Origin of the sequence: Pseudomonas sp. 7SR1 (assembly GCF_900156465.1) — a bacterium.
Classification (GTDB): domain Bacteria; phylum Pseudomonadota; class Gammaproteobacteria; order Pseudomonadales; family Pseudomonadaceae; genus Aquipseudomonas.
Genome location: NZ_LT707064.1, coordinates 2,948,932 through 2,968,488 on the forward strand (window position 1 = coordinate 2,948,932; position 19,557 = coordinate 2,968,488).

Below are 19,557 nucleotides of genomic sequence, written 5' to 3' on the forward strand. Positions count from 1 at the left end.
CCGATTTCAGAAACAAACTATGTTCGATCATCGCATTTTTTGAAATCAATCACGTCACTAAGCTCCGTCTCATTCCCTTCCGGGCTTTTGGACACTGGAGCATCCATGACCGCATTCACCCCATTCAAACGCCTGTTCCTGGTAGGCGCATCGATGGCATTCGCCGCCCACGCCTGGGCGGCCGACCTGACGCTCGATGTCTACAACCCCGGCACGGCGGCGATCTTTCCCGTGACCTCGGTGCTGGTCAGCGGCGAGAAGGAGGCCATCCTGGTGGACGCCCAGTTCGGCCAGTCCCAGGCGGCCCAGGTGGTGGAAAAAATCCGCGCCAGCGGCAAGCGACTGACCACCATCTACATCAGCCACGGCGATCCAGACTACTATTTTGGTCTGCAAACCCTGACCGCCGCGTTCCCTGAGGCCAAGGTGCTGGCCTCCGCGCCGACCGTCGAGCACATCCGGCAGACCGTCGAGGGCAAGCTGAAGTATTGGGGGCCGATCCTGAAGGCCGACGCACCGGCCAAGGCCATCGTGCCCCAGGTACTCAAGGGCCACAGCCTGAGCCTGGAAGGCAAGCGTCTGCAGATCGTTGGCCTGGAGGGCCCGCAGCCGGACCGCAGCTTCGTGTGGATCCCCTCGATCAAGGCCGTGGTCGGCGGTGTGGTGGTGGCCGAGAACATTCACGTCTGGATGGCGGACACCCAGACGCCGCAGTCCCACCAGGACTGGCTGGCGACGCTCGCAGGCATTGAAAAACTGCAGCCGAACACCGTGATCCCGGGCCATTACCTGGGCGAAAGCGTCCGTTCCCTGGCGCCGGTGGCATTCACCGCCGGTTACATCAAGGCCTTCGACGAGGAAACCGTCCGGGCCAAGGACTCCACCGCGCTGGTCGCCGCCATGAAGCAGCGTTATCCGGAGCTGGGCGAAGCCAGCTCCCTGGATCTCAGTGCCAAGGTCGCCAAGGGAGAAATGAAGTGGTGAATCCCGATCTGTGATCGGAGCACCGTCGTGTCGAGAGCATAACCCTCTCGCCGCAAGAGCAGGTATTCAACATCGCGAATCACTGGAGAACATCATGAGCAAGATCGCAATCATCGGCGCCACCGGGCGTGCGGGCAGCCAGCTGTTGGAAGAAGCGCTGCGTCGTGGTCACAGCGTCACGGCCATTGCCCGCAACACGACAAAGATCGGCCAGCGGGCCGGAGTGACCAGCAAACAACTGGACGTGCTCGATAGCGAGGCGTTGACCGCCGCGGTGACAGGGCATGATGTGGTGATCAGCGCCGCCCACTTCGCCACCGTGCCGGCCGACAAGGTCATTGCGCCGGTGAAGGCGGCTGGAGTCAAGCGCTTGCTGGTGGTGGGCGGGGCCGGTTCGTTGCTGCTGCCGGATAACAGCCGGGTGATCGACAGCGATGGCTTCCCGGAGCAATACCTTGCCGAAGCCACGGCCGGCGCGTTATTTCTCGACGTGCTGCGCAATGAACAAGACCTGGACTGGACCTTCCTTTCGCCTTCTGCGGAGTTCGTCGAAACCGAGCGTACCGGCCGGTTCCGTATCGGCGAGGATCACTTGCTGTTCGATGAGTCCGGGCGCAGCTGGATCAGCTTCGCCGATTACGCCATCGCCATGATCGATGAAGTGGAAAGCCCGCAGTTCCCGCGCGCCCGCTTTACCGTCGGCTACTGATCCGGCGCCTCGTGCCCCCGGTGGGAGCGAGACCGCTCCCACACCCGGCTGTTCAGGCGTGAACCCTCACCCAGACGCTGACCAGTAGCGTCGCGGCCATCAGCCAGGCCACTGTCGCCACGGCCAGCGAAGCTTCCAGGCGCATGCGATCGACCATCACATACAGCGTGCCCAGGTATACCAGGTACGGAATGACCGACCACATGCCGAACACGATGGTGGTCTTCAGGTCGTCCACCGAGCGACCCTTGCCGACAATGTAGTGAGCGATGAGGGCAAAGGTGGGGAACAACGGCACCAGCCCGGCGATGTAATAGTTCCTGGTCTTGGCGAGCATCGCCAGGATGACCACCACCGCCGCACCCAGCGCCGCCTTGAAAATCAGGTCCACCGTTTCATCACCCCAGGTTAATGGCTCAGGCCGTATTTCTTGACTTTGTCGAACAGCGTGGTCTTGGCCATGCCCAGCTCCTGGCTGGCCTGGGTCAGGTTGCCACCGCTGCGTTGCAGGGCGTCCGCCAGCAGGTTGCGCTCGAAGGCTTCCACCGCTTCGGCGAAGGCCAGCCCCTGGCCGCCACTGGCTCCGGGTTTCTTGAAGGCCGGCAGGCCCAGGGCGAAGCGCTCGGCGACGTTACGCAGTTCTCGCACATTGCCCGGCCAGTCGTGGCTCATCAGGTTCGACAGGGTCTGGTTATCCAGCTCCGGCGGCGTACGGTCGAAGCGCAGGGACGACTGCTGGAGGAAATGTTCGAACAACTGGAGGATGTCTTCACGTCGTTCCCGCAGGGGGGGCAGTTCAAGGGTCACCACGTTGAGACGGTAATACAGGTCGCTGCGAAACTGCCCGGCGCGCCCCATTTCATCCAGGTCGGACTTGGTGGCGGCGATCACCCGGCAATCCACGGCCACGCTCTGGTTCGATCCCAGGCGTTCCAGGGTGCGCTCCTGCAATACCCGCAGCAGCTTGATCTGCAAGGGCAGGGGCATGCTCTCCACTTCATCGAGAAACAGTGTGCCGCCGTCGGCGTGCTCGATCTTGCCGATCCGACGCTTGCCGGCCCCGGTGAACGCGTTGGCCTCGTGGCCGAAAATCTCGCTTTCGAACAGGTTTTCCGGCAGGCCCCCGCAATTCAGCGCAACGAACTGTTTGTCGTGGCGGCGGCTGAAATCATGCAGGCAACGGGCGACCAGTTCCTTGCCGGTGCCGGTTTCGCCTTCGATCAGGACGTTGGCCGAGGTGTCGGCAACGTTGGCGATCAGCTCCCGCAAGTGCTGCATGGCCGGGGAGCGGCCGATGATCCGACCTTCCAGGGAGTCGCGTTCGGCCAATTGCCGGCGCAGGGAGGAGACCTCCCGGGCCAGGCTGCGCTGCTCCAGGGCGCGGCGGGCGACATCCACCAGGCGTTCGGGGGAGAAGGGTTTCTCCATGAAGTCGTAGGCGCCTTTCTGCATGGCGCCCACCGCCATGGAGATGTCGCCATGGCCGGTAATCAGTACCACCGGCAGGCTGCGGTCCCGCGCCTTGAGACGGGTCAGCAGTTCCAGTCCATCGATGCCCGGCAGGCGGATGTCACTGATGACGATGCCGGCAAAATCATCGCCGACCCGCTCCAGGGCCTCTTCGGCGCTGCCCACGCCGATGCAGGGAATGTCTTCCAGGGCCAGGGCCTGCTGGCAGCCCAGCAGGACATGGGGATCGTCCTCGACGATCAGTACGCTCAGGTCGTTGTTCATAGCGGCTCGGCAGGTGAAAGGCTTACCAACGGTAAACTGAGGACGAAGGTGGTGCCACCGTCATCGGGGTGCTCGACTTCCAGGTGACCGCCCGCAGCGGCGGCCAGGCTCGCCGAGAGGGTCAGGCCCAGGCCAAGGCCCTGCTCGCCGGGTTTGGTGGTGAAGAAAGGTTCGAACAGATGCTTGCGTGCCTGCGGATCGATGCCGTGGCCATTGTCCCGCACCCGCAGGCGATACTTGCCCTCCAGGGCTTCGCCTTCAAGCCACAGCCGAGGCTCGGCCTGCGCCTGCATGGCATCCAGGGCATTGCCCACCAGGTTCCCGAGGATCTGCTCCAGGCGTGTCTGGTCGATCTGTACCTGCACGTTATCGAAATCGGCCTGCACCTTCACGTTCAGGTTCTCAAGGCGGGCGCCCAGCAGTTGCAAGGCGGCCTCGACGGCCTTGCCGAGGCTGGCCCGGCCCTGGTCGTCCCCACGTCGGGCGAAGGAGCGCAGGCTGGCGGTGATCCGGCCCATGCGGTCGATCAGTTCATTGATGGTCTTGAGATTGGCATTGGCGATATCCAGCTGGCCACGCTCCAGGAAGCGCACGGTATTGCCGGACAGGGTGCGCAGGGCTGCCAGTGGCTGGTTGAGTTCGTGGGCGATGCTGGTGGACATCTGGCCGATAGCCGCCAGTTTTCCCGCCTGGACCAGTTCATCCTGGGCACGACGCAGGGTCTCTTCGGCCTGGCGGCGTTCGCGGATCTGGTTCTTGAGGCGTTCATTGCTGGCCCGCAGGTCGCTGGTGCGTTCGGTAATCCGCCGTTCGAGCTGGTTGTTGGCTTCCTGCAGGGCCTCGCGGGCGGCGAGGCGGGTGGCGATGACCTTGCGTCGCTCGTTCCAGGCGATCAGCAGGAACGCCACCAGGGCGAACGCCACCGCTACCAGGATGCCTTGGTTGACGGCCTGTCGGCGCAGGTCCTCAAGCGGCGTCAACAAGGTGAAATTCCACGGTGTATCGCTCAGGGGGCGGGTCTGGGAGAGGTAGCTGATGGCTTGTTTGTCGGTCGCCACCTGGGTGTTGGCGGGGAAGGTCAGTTTTTCCATGTCTTCGGTTAGCCGCTCCCGGTCCAGGGGCACCAGTTCGTTCAGCGGGAACCAGTAGTATTGAAGGCTGCGGGCCAGGCGTTCCTTGGTTTCGTCGCTCAGCGGTCGTACCGACTTGAGCCGTCGTGCCGGATCGCTGGAGAGAATGATGACGCCATTCTCGTCACTGACGAACGCCTCCAGGCGGGCCCGTTGCCAGCGTTCTTCGAGGGCTTCGAGGCGCACCTTGACCACGGCGACGCCGATGATCTTGCCTTGTTGCTCCAGGCCATGGGCCAGGTAATAGCCGGGCTCGCCGTTCGTACTGCCGATGCCATAGAAGCGGCCCGGTTGACCACGCACGGCGTTCTGGAAATAGGCCCGGAAAGACAGGTCTTCGCCCAGGTAACTGTCGACATCGCGCCAGTTGCTGGTGGCCATGACCCGACCGGTGGTGTCCATGACGTAGATGGCCCGGCTGCGGCTGCGTCGGTTCAGGCCTTCGAGGTATTCGTTGACGGTCTTGCGATGCTCGGGTGTCGGGTCGTCGAGCAGTTGCGAGACGCTGGATTCAAGCTCCAGCAGGCTGGGCAGGTAGGTGTACTTGCTGATCTCGCTCTCTACTGCGCGGGCATGCAGCTCCAGCTGGCGCTCGCCGTTCTCGGCCAGGCCACGGATGCCGTAGTGCTCGCTGATCCAGAAACCGAGATAACCCAGGCCGATCGTCAGGGCGATGATCAGCGGTGGCAGCAACAGGTGGCGGATCAGGCGAGGTTTCACGGCGAGTGATGGCGGCGCGGCGCGATAAAGGGTGGGGTCGCATTTCATCACAGAAGCCTTGGGTCAACCACAACACAAATCTACAAGCCAACACTGGATCCTTGTGAGAGCGAGCTTGCTCGCGATGACTGTTTACCGGCCGACAATAATGTTGACTGACAGTCTGCTATCGCGAGCAAGCTCGCTCCCACAGGGGAGAGTGGTGTTGTTTAGTGCTGCAGGATCTTCTCGAGGAAATGCTGCGCACGTTCAGAGCGGGCGCTGATGTCGCCGAAGAATTCTTCCTTCGCGCAATCTTCGATGATCTGGCCCTGGTCCATGAAGATCACCCGGTTCGCCACTTTGCGGGCGAAGCCCATTTCGTGGGTCACGCACATCATGGTCATGCCTTCGTGGGCCAGTTGCACCATCACATCGAGCACTTCGTTGACCATTTCCGGGTCGAGGGCCGAGGTCGGTTCGTCGAACAGCATCACCACCGGGTCCATCGCCAGCGCCCGGGCAATGGCCACGCGCTGTTGCTGGCCGCCGGAAAGCTGGCCCGGATGCTTGTGGGCATGGGCGGAGAGGCCGACCCGTTCAAGCAACTGCAGGCCTTTCTTGGTGGCTTCTTCCTTGCTGCGACCCAGCACCTTGATCTGCGCGATGGTCAGGTTTTCGGTGATGGTCAGGTGCGGGAACAGCTCGAAGTGCTGGAACACCATGCCCACCCGCGAACGCAGTTTCGGCAGGTTGGTCTTCGGATCGGCGATGGACGTGCCGTCGACCACGATGTCGCCTTTCTGGAACGGCTCCAGGGCATTCACGCACTTGATCAGCGTGGATTTGCCCGAGCCCGACGGACCGCACACCACCACGACCTCACCCTTGCTGACCTCGGTGCTGCAATTGGTCAGTACCTGGAAGTCCCCATACCACTTGTTGATGTTCTTGATAGAGATCATACGGCGAACCTTTTTTGCAGACGCTTGACCAGCAGCGAGGCGGCAAAGCTGATTGTGAAGTACACGAGACCTGCGATGATCAGGAACTCATTGGAGCGGCCGATGATGTCGCCACTGGCCCGCGAAGCATTGAGGAAGTCCACCAGGCCGACCGTGTAGACCAGCGAGGTGTCCTGAAACAGGATGATGCTCTGCTGCAGCAGCAGCGGGGTCATCTTGCGAAACGCCTGGGGCAGGATGATCAGGCGCATGGTCTGGCCATAATTCATGCCCAGTGCCTGTGCCGCGCCCATCTGGCCCTTGGGGATCGACTGCACGCCGGCCCGCACGATTTCGCAGAAATACGCCGCCTCGAACATCATGAACGCCACGACGCAGGAGCCGAACGCACCGATCGGGGTGTCCTCGCCGGTGATCCAGCGCAGCACGAATGGCACCGCCAGGTAGAACCAGGTGATCACCAGCAGCAGCGGGATCGAGCGGAAATAGTTGACGTAGGTGCCGGCGATGTTGGAGACCAGCTTGTTGTGGGACAGGCGCATGAGGGCCAGGATCGTTCCCAGAACGATCCCGCCGACCACGCCCAGGGCCATCAGCTTGAGCGTCATCACCATGCCGTTCCACAAGCCGGGAATGGCCGGGACGATGCCCGTGAAATCGAATTCCATCATTTACCCCCTACGGAGATCAGGCCGGGCACTGCCACTTTCTTCTCGACCATGCGCATGAGCAGCATCAGGCTCATGTTCAGGGTGAAGTAGATCAGCGTCGCCAGGGTGAACGCTTCGAACAGGTTGGCGGAGAACTCGGCGGTCTGCTTGGTCTGCGCCAGCAACTCCATGAGGCCGATCAGCGAGGCCACGGAGGAGTTCTTGAAGACGTTGAGGAATTCCGAGGTAAGCGGCGGAATGATGATCCGGTAGGCCTGGGGCAGCAGCACGTTCCAGTAGATCTGCGGCAGCTTGAAGCCCATGGCCCGGGCGGCGGATTCCTGGCCCCGCGGCAGTGCCTGGATACCGGTGCGCACCTGTTCGCAAACCCGGGCGGCGGTGAACAGGCCCAGGCACACGACGACGCTCAGGTAGGCCGAGGTGGTCGGGTTCAGGTCCTGCTTGTACCATTCCTGCAGGTTCTCGGGCAGCAGGTCGGGTATCAGGAAATACCAGATAAACAGCTGAACCAGCAGTGGTACGTTTCGGAAGAGCTCCACGTAGCAAGTGGCGATACCCGACACCAGCCGGTTCGGCACGGTGCGCATCACGCCGAGGATCGAGCCCAGCAGCAGGGCAATGATCCAGGCCGCGACGGCGATGGCAATGGTCCAGCCCAGGCCGGCCACGTACCAGTCGAGATAGATCTCGCTGCCCACGCCGGTGGACTTGAAGAACACGCCCCAGTCCCAGTTGTAATTCATCAGGGTCTCCCCTCAGATCGTTCGATGTACAAATGCCCGCCTGGGGAAGCTCCGTTCCCGTCCAGCCTTGACGGCCGGGCACACGCGTTCGGCTCGATAGCACCGGTTCGAGTGTTTCCTGAAAATTGCCAGCAGGGAGTGACCATCCCCTGAAAGGGCCGGGCCCCTTCAGGAGATAAGGTTAGTCAGAAAATCAGGACTTCTTGTCGTCAGCCGCCTTGTCGGTCGGATTGGCGATCAATGCCTTGAGCTCGTCGCTCATCGGGAAGTTCAGGTTCAGGTTCTTTGGCGGGATGGGCTGGGTGAACCATTTGTCGTAGATCTTGTTGATTTCGCCCGACTTGTAGGTGGCCACGATGGCGTCATCCACGGCCTTTTTGAACGGCGCGTCGCCCTTGCGCATCATGCAGCCATAGATTTCATACGACTGTGGGGTACCGGTCACTTCCCAGTCGCTGGCCTTCTTGGCCTTGGCGGCTTCGCCGGCCAGCAGGGCGTCGTCCATCATGAACGCAACGGCACGGCCCGATTCCAGCATCTGGAAGGACTCGCCGTGGTCCTTGGCGGAGATGACGTTCATGCCCATCTGCTTGTCGGCGTTCATCGCCTTGAGCAGGCGCTCGGAGGTGGTGCCGGCGGTGGTCACGACGTTCTTGCCTTTGAGATCGTCGAAATCCTTGTACTTGGAATCTTTCTTGGAGAGCAGGCGAGTGCCGATCTCGAAGATGCCGACGGAGAAATCAACCTGCTGCTGGCGTTCCACGTTGTTGGTGGTGGAGCCGCACTCCAGGTCCACGGTGCCGTTCTGCACCAGCGGGATACGGGTCTGGGAGGTGACCAGGTTGTACTTGACCTGCAGGTTCGGCATGTCCAGGTCTTTTTTCAGCGCCTCGACGACTTTCAACTGGATGTCGTGGGAGTAGCCGACCGGTTTACCGGAAGCGTCCGCGATGTAGGAAAACGGAATGGAAGCGTCGCGATGCCCGAGCGTGATGACGCCGGACTCTTTGATCTTTTTCAGCGTGCCGGTCAGTTCGGCCGCGAAGACTGGAGTGCTGATCAGAGCGGCAGCAATGGCTGCGCCCAGGAGATGGGGAACGATACGCATCGATGTTTCCTCGACATTGTTTTTTTTATTTCGGCCGGTACGTCGGCCCTGAGTACCTCTGATGTCCGGTAGCTCCTGTTGTGCTGGCACCCGGACAATCGTCTCCACGAGTGTAGAGCATGACTCGTGCCAGGCCAGTGATGTATAGCTAACTTGTTGTTTTGTAATGAAATTAATGTTTTGTTTCGCATTTTGTATAGCTTGTTTATCCGGTTAGCCGAATTGACTGTCGGGTCGCGTTCGGAAAACCGAATGCCTTGAACCTGTCCCGAGCTATTGTGGGAGCGAACTTGAACTGGTCAAGTAATTCTGGACACCAGTTAAGGTTTCACGCCGCCAGTTTCTCCATAGCTACCGGCGACCGGTAGTCGTTGTAGCTATGGAGCCTGACGTTGTTGTAACGCATCACATAACGTTGTATATCCACACGAGCTTCGTGCTCCGAGTTGTAACCATTCTCTGGCACCCACTCCGACTTCAAGCTTCCAAAAAAACGCTCCATTGGGGCGTTGTCCCAGCATTCACCTTTACGACTCATGCTGTGCACAAGCCCGTGCCTATTTATTTCATTCCTGAATTTATGGCTGGTGTACTGGCAGCCTTGATCAGAATGAAACAGCACTCCCTTTGGGCGGCCTCGCAACTCGACCGCCATCCGCAGTGCCTCGCAAGTCAGCGCGGCGTCAGAAATCAACGAGAAAGACCAGCCCACGATCCGGCGAGCGTACAAATCCAGAACAGCCGCAAAATACAGCCACCGATTGCCGACCTTGATGTACGTCACATCGCCACACCACACCTGGTTGATCGCCGTGACATCAAACTTGCGTTTGAGCAGGTGCGGCGTCACCAGGGCTTCCACACCGGAAGATTTGTACTTGTGCCGTCGACGCTGCCGACTCGCAACACCGGCTTCACGCATCAAACTGCGAGCCATATGTCGCCCGACACGATGCCCCTTTGCTTGCAGCTCCTTGGAAAGGGTGCGAGCCCCCGCGGATGCTCTGGATTCCTTGTGATGCTCGACCAGCACGGCTTTAAGTTTCTCCCGCTCAGGCTTCACCTTGCCTTGGCGCTGCCGCCAAGCGTAAAAGCTGCTGCGGTTGACTCCAAACGCCCGACAGCAATTGTTAACGCCGTACTGCTCGTCCAGCTCATCGATCAACGAGAATGATCTTTGGAGTCCAAAAGCAGGAGAGCACTGGCCTTTTTTAGGATTTCAATGTCCAGGTCTTTTTGCCTGAGCAACGCTTTGAGCTGCTGAATCTCTCGCTGATCGGCGGTAATCGCCTTGGCCCCTTGCGGGGTTGAGCCCAAGCGTTCTTGACGCACCTGATCGACCCAACGGCGCAAGGCCGTTGGGCCAATATCCAAACTGGCACAGACCTCTGGGACCGACTGGCCCTCGTCCAGCACCAAGCTGGCAGCCTTGAGCTTGAATTCCCTGGAATAAGATTTACGCATAGCCAAACACCTCAGATTTGAGCGCCATCATAGCGCCCGATTGAAGTGTCCAAAATCATTAGGCCAGTTCAACTTGCTCGCGATAGCGGTGTGTCAATCTCCCCAGGGTGTTGAATGTGCTGGTCTCATCGCGAGCAAGCTCGCTCCCACAGGGGGGCATCGGTGGATGCCGGATAGCAAAAAGCCCCTGAATCGCTGGATTCAGGGGCTTTAGGTTGCGCGCAATATTCGTCAGGCCGCTTCTATCTTGCGGCGGTTGTGTTCGACCTCGTCCAGGTACTGTTGAAGCTTTTGCTGTTCGGCCGCGCTGGTAAACAAGCCCAGTTTGCTGCGGCGCCACAGGATGTCCTGGGCGCTGACGGCCCATTCATCGCTGCACAGGTAGTCGACTTCCCGGGTGTAGAGGCCGCCACCGATGTGTTCGCCCAGGTCTGCCAGGCTGTGCACGCCTTCGAGCATGCGCCAGGTACGGCTGCCATACGTGGTGGCCCAACGGCGGGCGAGCTCGGTCGGTACCCAGTCGAACTTGTCGCGGATCGAAGAGCACAATGCTTGTGGCGTGGTCATGTTTTCGCCACCGGGCAGCGGGTCGACGGCCGTCCAGCTCGGGCGCATCTGGGTGAAATACGGCGCCAGCTGCGCCATGGCCGATTCGGCCAGTTTGCGGTAGGTGGTCAGCTTGCCACCGAATACCGACAGCAGCGGGGCGTCTTCGCCGCCGCCGGACAGCGCCAGGGTGTAGTCCCGGGTGACTGCCGAGGGGTTGTCCGACTCGTCGTTGCATAACGGGCGTACGCCGGAATAGCTGTGCAGGATATCGCTGCGGCTGATCTGCTTCTTGAAGTGGGCGTTGACCACATTCAACAGGTAATCGGTTTCGCCGTCGGTAATCGCTACCTTGGCCGGGTCGCCGGTGTATTCGCGGTCGGTGGTGCCGATCAGGGTGAATTGGTTCAGATAGGGAATGGTGAACACGATTCGTTGGTCTTCGTTCTGAAGAATGTGCGCATGTTCGCCTTCGTAGAGTTTTGGCACGATGACATGGCTACCCTGGATCAGCCGGATGCCATAGGGCGATTCCATTTTCAGGTCGTCGCGGATGAACTTGGCGACCCACGGGCCGGCGGCATTCACCAGTGCCTTGGAACGGATCGAGAACAGGCTGCCGTCGGCACGTTCCAGGTTCAAGTGCCACAGCCCCTTGCTGCGACGAGCGTTCACGCAACGGGTGCGTGTATGGATGTGGGCGCCTTTTTCCCGGGCGGCCATGGCATTGAGCACCACCAGCCGCGCGTCATCGACCCAGCAATCGGAATATTCGAAGCCCTTGGTGATTTCGCTTTTCAACGCGCTGTCGGCGCCGAACTTCAGGCTCCTGGAGCCGGCGAGCTGCTCGCGCTTGCCCAGGTGGTCATAGAGGAACAGGCCGGCGCGGATCATCCACGCCGGACGCAGGTGCGGGCGATGGGGCAACACGAAGCGCATCTGCTTGACGATGTGCGGAGCCTTGGTCAGCAACACTTCGCGCTCGGCCAGCGCTTCACGCACCAGGCGGAACTCGTAATGTTCGAGATAGCGCAGGCCGCCATGGATCAGTTTGCTGCTGGCCGACGAAGTGTGGCTGGCCAGGTCGTCCTTTTCGCAAAGGAACACCGAAAGACCGCGACCGGCAGCATCCGCGGCGATCCCCACGCCATTGATGCCGCCACCGATGACGGCGATGTCATAAACTTCGGCGAGAGGGGGCGTAGGCAAGGTAGAAGTGGGCATCGGCTGGCCTCGGGGTCTTTTTGAATATTTGAAATCGAACATTAATGTTCATTTGCGAAAAATACTAGCCCATAAAGACAGCAACAGCCAGCCAACTTCGATTGAAAATACTGATCAAAGGAAGCTGAAAGGAAAATTTTCGAACACGAAGATTGCTTGACGCAGGCAGGAGGTATTTGTGGCGAAGGGATTCATCCCCGTTGGGTTGCGCAGCAACCCTGGATTTGCGCGACTCGGTATACCAGGCAAATTGAGTGACTGTATTGGGATTGCTGCGCAACCCGGCGGGGATGAATCCCCTCGCCACAGAATCCTGTCGCCACAGGGTACCGAGAGGGCGTCAGACCACTTCCAGCCGAATCTTGTGCTGGCTCAGCAATTGCGCCAGGGCCGGCACGGGTTGCTGGTCGGTCACCAGGCAATCGATCAGGCTGATGGGGCCCAGGCGAACCATGGCGTTGCGCCCGAACTTGCTGGAGTCCGCCGCCAGCAGCACCTGCCGGGCGTTGGCGATGATCGCCTGGGAGACGCGCACTTCCTGGTAGTCGAAATCCAGCAGGCTGCCGTCTTCGTCGATACCGCTGATGCCCACCAGGGCGAAGTCCACCTTGAACTGGTTGATGAAGTCGACGCTGGCCTGGCCCACCACGCCACCGTCACGGCGTACGTTGCCGCCGGCGATCAGGACTTCGAAGTCGTCCTTGGCGCTGAGGATCGAGGCCACGTGAAGGTTGTTGGTGATGACCTTGAGATGGTTGTGATTGAGCAGCGCCCGGGCGATGGATTCAGTGGTGGTGCCGATGTTGATGAACAGCGAGGCGTGATCGGGGATCTGGGCGGCGATGGCTTCGGCGATACGTTGCTTCTCGTCGCGCATCTGATCGGCGCGCATGGCGTAGGCGGTGTTTTCCACGCTTGAGTCGTAGGCCGCGCCGCCGTGGTAGCGGCGCAGCAGATTCATTTCCGCCAGTTGATTAATGTCGCGGCGGATGGTCTGCGGAGTCACGACGAATAACTGCGCCATTTCCTCGATACTGACATAGCCGCGCTCGCGGACCAGTTCGAGGATTTGCTGCTGACGGGGAGGCAGATTCATGGGGCTTCCTTTGGGCTGCCATACAAAATTTGCCCATGATGCCGCAGGAATCCACTCCCGGCCAGTTTCAGACCCTCAGGGGCTTATTCGGCGTCTTCGTGGGGCTCCCAATCGCGGGTGCGGCTGACCGCTTTTTTCCAGCCTGCGTAGAGTTTTTCCTTGGCTTGTTCGTCCAGTTGCGGTTCGAATTCGCGCTCGATCATCGCTTTGCCGCGCAGTTCTTCCAGGCTGCCCCAGAAACCGCAGGCCAGGCCGGCCAGGTAGGCAGCGCCCAGGGCGGTGGTTTCGCGCATTTTCGGACGTTCTACCCGGGTTCCCAGGATGTCCGCCTGAAATTGCATCAGGAAGTTGTTCGCCACCGCGCCGCCATCCACGCGCAGCGCTTTGAGACGTTCGCCGGCGTCCTGTTGCATGGCGTCGAGCACATCGCGGGTCTGGTAGGCGATCGACTCCAGTGTTGCGCGAATGATGTGGTCGACCCGCACGCCACGGGTCAGGCCGAACAGTGCACCACGGGCGTAGGGGTCCCAATAGGGAGCGCCCAGGCCGGTGAAGGCCGGCACGAGGTACACGCCGTTGCTGTCCTTGACCTTGTTGGCGAAGTATTCGGTATCGAGGGCGTCATTGATGATCTTCAGCTCATCGCGCAGCCACTGCACGGTGGAGCCGCCGTTGAACACCGCGCCTTCCAGGGCATAGGCCACTTCGCCGCGGGGACCGCAGGCGATGGTGGTGAGCATGCCGTGGCTGGACTTGACGGCCTTGTCGCCGGTGTTCATCAGCAGGAAGCAGCCGGTACCGTAGGTGTTCTTGGCCTGGCCCGGTTCCACGCACATCTGGCCGAAAAGGGCGGCCTGCTGGTCACCGGCGATGCCGCCGATGGCGATGCCGCTCTTGGTGCGGCCATAGATCTGCGACGAGGGCTTTACTTCCGGCAGCATTTCCCGGGGGATGTCCAGGATGTCGAGCATCTTCGCGTCCCACTCCAGCGAGTGGATGTTGAACAGCAGGGTGCGCGAGGCGTTGGTGTAGTCGGTGACATGCACCTTGCCGCCGGTAAATTTCCAGATCAGCCAGCTGTCTACGGTGCCGAACAGCAGTTCACCGTTGCGCGCGCGCTCGCGGCTGCCTTCGACATTGTCCAGGATCCACTTGAGCTTGGTGCCGGAGAAATACGGGTCGGTGACCAAGCCGGTGGTGTCGCTGATGTATTGCTCATGGCCGTCGCGCTTGAGCTGCTGGCAGATTTCGGTGCTGCGCCGGCACTGCCAGACGATGGCGTTGTAGATCGGGCGGCCGGTGGTCTTGTCCCAGACCACCGTGGTTTCACGCTGGTTGGTGATGCCGATGGCGGCCACCTGGTCATGGTGCAGGCCGGCCTGGGCCAGGGCTTCGACCATGACGGCGCTCTGGGTGGCGAAGATCTCCATCGGGTCGTGTTCGACCCAGCCGGGCTGCGGGTAGTGCTGGACGAATTCGCGCTGGGCGGTGCCGACCACATTGGCGTCGCGGTCGAAGATGATCGCTCGGGAGCTGGTCGTACCCTGATCGAGGGCAATGATGTAGTTCTTGTTCTGGATATCGGTCATGTCGATTGCCTTGGGACGTAAATGAGGGATAAAGCCCACGGTGCACAGCATGCGATGCGCACCCACTGTTTCAAGAGGTTCTGGCCTTGCCGTCAATGGCCGGTGTGGCGTCCTTTGTAGCATGGGTGGCGCTGGGCAGATGTCGGGCAATCAGCCCTCGATAAGCCGCGGCGCCCAGGCATGCACCGACAATGGGTGCAAAAATCGGAATCAGGAAGTACGGGATATCACGTCCACCGGTAAGGGAAATTTCACCCCAGCCGGCGAAGAAAGTCATCAGCTTGGGGCCGAAGTCCCGTGCCGGGTTCATCGCGAAGCCGGTCAACGGGCCCATCGAGCTGCCGATCACTGCGATCAGCAGGCCGATCAGCAGTGGTGCCAACGGGCCGCGAGGCAGACCGTTGTTGTCGTCCGTCAGGGACATGATCACCCCCATCAGGATGGCGGTGATGATCGTTTCCACCAGGAAGGCCTGGCCGGTGGACAGCGCCGGGTGCGGGTAGGTGGAAAACACCGAGGCCAGTTCGAGGCTGGTCTGGGTGCCGCGAATCATGTGGCGGGATTGTTCGAAATCGAAGAACAGGTTGCTGTACAGCAGGTAGACCAGGAGCGCGCCGCAAAAGGCGCCGGCGACCTGGCAAACAATATAGAAGGGCAATCTGCGTTTTTCGAAGTCGGTGAAGATGCACAGGGCGATGCTGACGGCGGGGTTCAGGTGCGCGCCGGAAACACCCGCGCTGAGGTAGATCGCCATGCTGACACCGACGCCCCAGATGATGCTGATTTCCCACAGGCCGAAACTGGCACCCGCGACCTTGAGCGCTGCAACACAACCGGTTCCAAAAAAGATCAGCAGGGCGGTTCCGAGGAATTCGGCCAGGCACTGGCTGGAAAGGGACGGCTGTTGTAGATCGACTGTCATGCAAACCTCGGTTTTGTTGTTGTCCGCGCATTCGGTAAGGCTTCGATCGCGCGTTTTTCACCGAGGCAGGATCCCCATCCTGGGCTCGGGGTGTTGCTTGTAGACACACGATATGTCTTTCAGTTTCGAAAAAATATAGACAAGAAACGCTACTGTCAAAGGTCGAAAATGAACCAGCAGTCACTTTTCAACTATCAATGATGTGAATGACCATGGTGCCGATATCTCTCCTATAGCGTGGTGCCGTGCCCCGAAGCCTTTTGGATGCCGATCACTTAGAATCCCGTTCACTCTTTTTTGATTTCTCGTCAGGAGCGGTCATGACCCCCGCATTGGATCTGCTGAAAAAGGTGCGCGCCGATCATCGTATCCACAGTTACGAACATGATCCCAAGGCCGCCTCGTACGGTCTGGAAGCTGCAGAAAAACTGGAACTCGATCCGGCGCAAGTGTTCAAGACGTTATTGGCGGCGAGCGAAAAAGGTGAGCTGTTGGTGGCCGTGGTGCCTGTAGCCGGTAGCCTGGACCTGAAGGCGCTGGCTCATGCCGCGGGTGTGAAGAAAGTCGAGATGGCCGATCCGGCGGCCGCGCAACGCTCCACTGGTTACCTGCTCGGAGGTATCAGCCCCTTGGGGCAGAAAAAACGCCTGCGGACGTTCATCGACAGTTCCGCCCAGCCCTTCGCCAGCATCTTTGTCAGCGCGGGACGGCGTGGCCTGGAAGTGGAACTGGCGCCTTCGGTATTGGCCGAACACACCGGGGCGAAGTTCGCGCAGATCGGGCGGGCTTGAAAGAGCCGTTTTCTGCCTTCTCGCGAAGTGGGGCAGCGCGTCCGGCACGATGGGACCTGGATCGTCGGTCCTGTTCTGTCGGGTGAAAAATCCGCCGATCTGTCACTGGATAACCGGTGTCCTCAGCCTTCATGCTGGTGCATCAATAACAAGGAGAAGTGCCATGCAGCTCGCGTTTCATCAAGTCGATGCGTTCAGTGACCGGCCGTTTGGCGGTAACCCGGCGATGGTCTACCGACTTGACGCCTGGCTTGCCGATGACTTGATGCAGAAGATCGCCTCGGAACACAACCTGGCCGAGACGGCTTTTCTGGTACGCGAAGGCCAGCGTTGGCATATCCGTTGGTTTACCCCCACCACTGAAGTGCCCTTATGTGGGCACGCCACCTTGGCCAGTGCCTACGTGTTGTTCGAGATCTATCACGAAACGGTGGAGAGGCTGGACTTTATCTGCAAATCCGGGCCTTTGAGCGTCACTCGCGAAGGGGATCGGCTGTGGCTGGATTTCCCTGCCACCATGCCTGGGGAAGTAGGAGCATCCCTGGCGGTCCAGAGCGCCCTGGGCGTCGAGGCGGTGGATGTGCTGGGCTTCAATGAGCTGTTCGTGGTGCTGGAGTCGGAACAGGCGGTACTCGACTGCAAGCCGGACATGGCGGCCCTGGCGAAATTGCCGTGGCCCGGCGCCATCGTGACCGCACCCGGCAGCCGGCATGACTTCGTCTCACGTTACTTCGCGCCTGCCATTGGCATCAACGAAGACCCGGTGACCGGCTCGACCCATTGCAGCCTGATTCCATACTGGTCCAAGCGTCTGGGCAAGCTAGGGCTGACGGCTTACCAGTGCTCGGCACGGGGCGGGGCGCTGTTCTGCAGGCTGGAGGGCGATCGCGTGAAGATCGGTGGCAATGCGACGCTGGTAGCCAGCGGGACCCTGATGCTGGGCTGACCACTTTCCATGCGCTTGAGGCGAGGGGGCATTTTCCCTCGCCTCAAAGGCGAACACTTGAACATCAGTTGGCGCTGCTGTATCGGCGCACGCCGCTTTCCACTGGCGGGATATGCGCCGCCGTGCTGCCGGAAGCCTGGAACAGCACCAGGTGTTCAGCCGACACCCGGATGCCGACACTGGCGCCGACCTGATGGTCGGCGTGGCTCGGGAAGATCGATTCCAGCTGTGCTCCCGTCGGCAGTTGGAGGCGATACAGGGTTGAAGCCCCCTGGAATGTCTTGCCGACGATCGTGGCGGTGAGCGGGCTATCGGGGGAGTAGACGATATCGTCCGGCCGCAGCAGTACGTCCACTGCGCAGCCGATGGGCCAGGTGTAGGCTCGATTGCCGCGCAGCACCCCCAGTTCGGTCTGGACCGATTCCGGGCTGTCGAGTTGGCCACGAATGAAATAACCCTGGCCGATGAAACTGGCAACGAACGGCGTCAGCGGTTCGTGATAGAGGTTGTAGGGCGTATCCCACTGCTCGAGTCGACCTTCCTTGAATACACCGACATGGTCGCTCACGGCAAAGGCTTCTTCCTGGTCGTGTGTGACCAGGATCGCGCTGGTACCGCGGGCCTTGAGGATGTCGCGCACCTCATGACTGAGCTTGCGTCGCAGCTCGCCGTCGAGATTGGAGAAAGGTTCGTCGAGCAACAACAGTTGTGGCTCCGGGGCCAACGCACGGGCCAGCGCCACGCGTTGTTGCTGGCCGCCGGAGAGCTCATGGGGCAAGCGCTTGCCCAGGTTCTTCAGGTTGACCAGTTCCAGGAGTTCTTCGACCACGCGTTCCTTGTCCGGATGCTTGCGAATGCCGAAGGCAATGTTCTCGGCCACGCTCAGGTGAGGGAACAGTGCGTAATCCTGGAACACCATGCCGATGCGGCGTTTTTCCGGGGCGAGGGTGAAGCCGGCGCGGGAAATAATTTGCCCGTCCAGTTGGATCTCCCCTGCATGCACCGGTTCGAAACCGGCTATGGCCCGCAGCGTCGTGGTCTTGCCGCACCCGGAGGAGCCGAGCAGGCAACCGATATCGCCGGCATTGAGGTGCAGGTTGAGGTTTTGCACGACCCGCTGGTTCTGGTAACCACAGGCCAGGTCATGCAGGTTCAGGAGCAGGGGATGGCTCATGCGTGGTGGTACGCCGGCTCGACGAGAAACTCCAGCAGGGCCTTCTGCGCATGGAGACGGTTCTCTGCCTGGTCCCACGCTACCGCCCGTGGGTCTTCCAGGACATCGAAGCTGATCTCCTCGCCGCGGTGAGCGGGCAGGCAATGCATGAACAGCACTTCAGGTGTCGCCAGGTCGAGCAGCGCCCGGGTGACCTGGAACGGCGCGAAATCCTTGAGTCGCTTGGCGGTTTCTTCTTCCTGGCCCATGGAGGTCCAGACGTCGGTGCTCACCAGGTGCGCGCCGGGCACTGCCAGTTTCGGATCGCGGACGATGGTGACACGGTCCCCGGCCCTGGCCACCAGTTCAGGGTTAGGGTCGTAGCCTTCGGGACAGGCAATGCGCAGCTGGAAGTCGAGTTGCATCGACGCTTCTATATAGCTGTTGCACATGTTGTTGCCATCACCGACCCAGGCGACGGTCTTGCCCTGGATCGAGCCACGGTGTTCGAGGAACGTCTGCATGTCGGCCAGCAACTGGCAGGGGTGCAGGTCGTCGGACAGGCCGTTGATCACCGGTACGCGGGAGTGGGCCGCAAACTCGGTCAGGGTGCTGTGGGCAAAGGTTCGGATCATCACGACATCGAGCATGCTGGACATGACGATGGCGCAGTCGCTGATCGGCTCGCCGCGGCCCAGCTGGGTGTCGCGGGGCGACAGGAAGATCGCCTGGCCGCCGAGCTGGATCATGCCGGCTTCGAACGAAATGCGGGTGCGGGTCGACGACTTCTCGAAGATCATCCCCAGCACGCGGTTTTTCAAGGGCTCGAACAGTACACCGCGGTTACGCAGGTCCTTGAGCTCCACGCCTCGACGGATCACGCCGAGCAACTCATCGGTCGTGAAGTCCATCAGGGAGAGAAAGTGCCTTGCGCTCATCATTGACTACCTTTTTGTAACTGACCGCAGATGCTCAAAGCCTTGTTTAACGAAAAAACGGGCGAGACCTGCGGCAAAAGCCGCACGGGGCGACGAAAATAGGGGAAGGCGCGATATTGACATTAAATGTCGCGTATTACCAATA

At 60.6% G+C, this 19,557-nt stretch carries 19 protein-coding genes; 4 read left to right on the plus strand and 15 right to left on the minus strand.

Features of this window, described 5'->3' with window-relative positions:
- Nucleotides 1–105 precede the first annotated feature (105 nt).
- Nucleotides 106–984, plus strand: a complete 879-nt coding sequence (locus BW992_RS13325; RefSeq protein ID WP_076406388.1) for an MBL fold metallo-hydrolase — start codon at nt 106–108, stop codon at nt 982–984.
- Nucleotides 985–1,078: 94 nt separating this feature from the next.
- A complete protein-coding gene (locus BW992_RS13330) occupies nt 1,079–1,693 on the plus strand; it encodes an NAD(P)-dependent oxidoreductase (protein ID WP_072431868.1) in 615 nt (204 codons plus the stop codon).
- Between the two features lie 52 nt (nt 1,694–1,745).
- Here BW992_RS13330 and BW992_RS13335 read toward each other — a convergent pair whose 3' ends face one another.
- The 13 genes from BW992_RS13335 to BW992_RS13395 all read right to left on the minus strand — a co-directional run bounded on the left by BW992_RS13335 (nt 1,746) and on the right by BW992_RS13395 (nt 15,584).
- Complete coding sequence (locus BW992_RS13335; RefSeq protein WP_165887865.1) at nt 1,746–2,075, minus strand: GlpM family protein; 330 nt, start codon at nt 2,073–2,075, stop codon at nt 1,746–1,748.
- Between the two features lie 26 nt (nt 2,076–2,101).
- Nucleotides 2,102–3,379: a sigma-54-dependent transcriptional regulator gene (locus tag BW992_RS13340; RefSeq protein ID WP_231991131.1), complete on the minus strand. Its 1,278-nt coding sequence runs from the start codon at nt 3,377–3,379 to the stop codon at nt 2,102–2,104.
- A 44-nt stretch (nt 3,380–3,423) separates the two neighbouring features.
- A complete protein-coding gene (locus BW992_RS13345) occupies nt 3,424–5,325 on the minus strand; it encodes a sensor histidine kinase (protein ID WP_076406390.1) in 1,902 nt (633 codons plus the stop codon).
- Nucleotides 5,326–5,486: 161 nt separating this feature from the next.
- Nucleotides 5,487–6,221: an amino acid ABC transporter ATP-binding protein gene (locus BW992_RS13350; protein WP_072395058.1), complete on the minus strand. Its 735-nt coding sequence runs from the start codon at nt 6,219–6,221 to the stop codon at nt 5,487–5,489.
- A complete protein-coding gene (locus BW992_RS13355) occupies nt 6,218–6,889 on the minus strand; it encodes an amino acid ABC transporter permease (RefSeq protein ID WP_072395056.1) in 672 nt (223 codons plus the stop codon). The genes BW992_RS13350 and BW992_RS13355 overlap by 4 nt, the downstream gene beginning before the upstream one ends.
- Entirely contained in the window at nt 6,889–7,635 is a 747-nt protein-coding gene (locus tag BW992_RS13360; RefSeq protein ID WP_072395054.1) for an amino acid ABC transporter permease, read from the minus strand. The genes BW992_RS13355 and BW992_RS13360 overlap by 1 nt, the downstream gene beginning before the upstream one ends.
- Nucleotides 7,636–7,828: 193 nt before the next feature.
- A complete protein-coding gene (locus BW992_RS13365) occupies nt 7,829–8,743 on the minus strand; it encodes a glutamate/aspartate ABC transporter substrate-binding protein (RefSeq protein ID WP_072395052.1) in 915 nt (304 codons plus the stop codon).
- Nucleotides 8,744–9,071: 328 nt separating this feature from the next.
- Entirely contained in the window at nt 9,072–9,908 is an 837-nt protein-coding gene (locus BW992_RS13370) for an IS3 family transposase (RefSeq protein WP_076405277.1), read from the minus strand.
- Entirely contained in the window at nt 9,905–10,207 is a 303-nt protein-coding gene (locus BW992_RS27520) for a transposase (protein ID WP_076405275.1), read from the minus strand. The genes BW992_RS13370 and BW992_RS27520 overlap by 4 nt, the downstream gene beginning before the upstream one ends.
- A gap of 231 nt (nt 10,208–10,438) precedes the next feature.
- A complete protein-coding gene (gene glpD, locus BW992_RS13380) occupies nt 10,439–11,977 on the minus strand; it encodes a glycerol-3-phosphate dehydrogenase (RefSeq protein WP_072431894.1) in 1,539 nt (512 codons plus the stop codon).
- Nucleotides 11,978–12,317: 340 nt separating this feature from the next.
- Nucleotides 12,318–13,073, minus strand: a complete 756-nt coding sequence (locus tag BW992_RS13385) for a DeoR/GlpR family transcriptional regulator (protein ID WP_072395051.1) — start codon at nt 13,071–13,073, stop codon at nt 12,318–12,320.
- An 83-nt stretch (nt 13,074–13,156) separates the two neighbouring features.
- The gene (glpK, locus tag BW992_RS13390) at nt 13,157–14,662 is read right to left on the minus strand and encodes a glycerol kinase GlpK (RefSeq protein WP_072395049.1); all 1,506 of its coding nucleotides are present in this window, start codon (nt 14,660–14,662) and stop codon (nt 13,157–13,159) included.
- Between the two features lie 70 nt (nt 14,663–14,732).
- On the minus strand, nt 14,733–15,584 hold the full coding sequence (locus tag BW992_RS13395; RefSeq protein WP_072395047.1) for an MIP/aquaporin family protein: 852 nt from the start codon (nt 15,582–15,584) through the stop codon (nt 14,733–14,735).
- A gap of 320 nt (nt 15,585–15,904) precedes the next feature.
- Here BW992_RS13395 and ybaK point away from each other — a divergent pair, with 320 nt between their 5' ends.
- Complete coding sequence (gene ybaK / locus BW992_RS13400) at nt 15,905–16,375, plus strand: Cys-tRNA(Pro) deacylase (RefSeq protein ID WP_072395045.1); 471 nt, start codon at nt 15,905–15,907, stop codon at nt 16,373–16,375.
- Nucleotides 16,376–16,538: 163 nt separating this feature from the next.
- The gene (locus tag BW992_RS13405) at nt 16,539–17,321 is read left to right on the plus strand and encodes a PhzF family phenazine biosynthesis protein (RefSeq protein ID WP_076406392.1); all 783 of its coding nucleotides are present in this window, start codon (nt 16,539–16,541) and stop codon (nt 17,319–17,321) included.
- A 64-nt stretch (nt 17,322–17,385) separates the two neighbouring features.
- On the opposite strand, the gene BW992_RS13410 is transcribed toward BW992_RS13405, so the two are convergent.
- Entirely contained in the window at nt 17,386–18,495 is a 1,110-nt protein-coding gene (locus tag BW992_RS13410) for an ABC transporter ATP-binding protein (RefSeq protein ID WP_072431866.1), read from the minus strand.
- A complete protein-coding gene (gene argF / locus BW992_RS13415) occupies nt 18,492–19,412 on the minus strand; it encodes an ornithine carbamoyltransferase (RefSeq protein WP_072395039.1) in 921 nt (306 codons plus the stop codon). The genes BW992_RS13410 and argF overlap by 4 nt, the downstream gene beginning before the upstream one ends.
- Between the last annotated feature and the right edge of the window lie 145 nt (nt 19,413–19,557).

What these genes read in the sequence shown, in the direction of transcription:
- BW992_RS13325 (WP_076406388.1), top strand. Translation starts at nt 106, where the DNA reads ATGACCGCATTCACCCCATTCAAACGCCTGTTCCTGGTAGGCGCATCG.
- BW992_RS13330 (WP_072431868.1), top strand. Translation starts at nt 1,079, where the DNA reads ATGAGCAAGATCGCAATCATCGGCGCCACCGGGCGTGCGGGCAGCCAG.
- BW992_RS13345 (WP_076406390.1), bottom strand. Translation starts at nt 5,325, where the DNA reads ATGAAATGCGACCCCACCCTTTATCGCGCCGCGCCGCCATCACTCGCC.
- BW992_RS13350 (WP_072395058.1), bottom strand. Translation starts at nt 6,221, where the DNA reads ATGATCTCTATCAAGAACATCAACAAGTGGTATGGGGACTTCCAGGTA.
- BW992_RS13355 (WP_072395056.1), bottom strand. Translation starts at nt 6,889, where the DNA reads ATGGAATTCGATTTCACGGGCATCGTCCCGGCCATTCCCGGCTTGTGG.
- BW992_RS13360 (WP_072395054.1), bottom strand. Translation starts at nt 7,635, where the DNA reads ATGAATTACAACTGGGACTGGGGCGTGTTCTTCAAGTCCACCGGCGTG.
- BW992_RS13365 (WP_072395052.1), bottom strand. Translation starts at nt 8,743, where the DNA reads ATGCGTATCGTTCCCCATCTCCTGGGCGCAGCCATTGCTGCCGCTCTG.
- BW992_RS27520 (WP_076405275.1), bottom strand. Translation starts at nt 10,207, where the DNA reads ATGCGTAAATCTTATTCCAGGGAATTCAAGCTCAAGGCTGCCAGCTTG.
- glpD (WP_072431894.1), bottom strand. Translation starts at nt 11,977, where the DNA reads ATGCCCACTTCTACCTTGCCTACGCCCCCTCTCGCCGAAGTTTATGAC.
- BW992_RS13385 (WP_072395051.1), bottom strand. Translation starts at nt 13,073, where the DNA reads ATGAATCTGCCTCCCCGTCAGCAGCAAATCCTCGAACTGGTCCGCGAG.
- glpK (WP_072395049.1), bottom strand. Translation starts at nt 14,662, where the DNA reads ATGACCGATATCCAGAACAAGAACTACATCATTGCCCTCGATCAGGGT.
- BW992_RS13395 (WP_072395047.1), bottom strand. Translation starts at nt 15,584, where the DNA reads ATGACAGTCGATCTACAACAGCCGTCCCTTTCCAGCCAGTGCCTGGCC.
- ybaK (WP_072395045.1), top strand. Translation starts at nt 15,905, where the DNA reads ATGACCCCCGCATTGGATCTGCTGAAAAAGGTGCGCGCCGATCATCGT.
- BW992_RS13405 (WP_076406392.1), top strand. Translation starts at nt 16,539, where the DNA reads ATGCAGCTCGCGTTTCATCAAGTCGATGCGTTCAGTGACCGGCCGTTT.
- BW992_RS13410 (WP_072431866.1), bottom strand. Translation starts at nt 18,495, where the DNA reads ATGAGCCATCCCCTGCTCCTGAACCTGCATGACCTGGCCTGTGGTTAC.
- argF (WP_072395039.1), bottom strand. Translation starts at nt 19,412, where the DNA reads ATGAGCGCAAGGCACTTTCTCTCCCTGATGGACTTCACGACCGATGAG.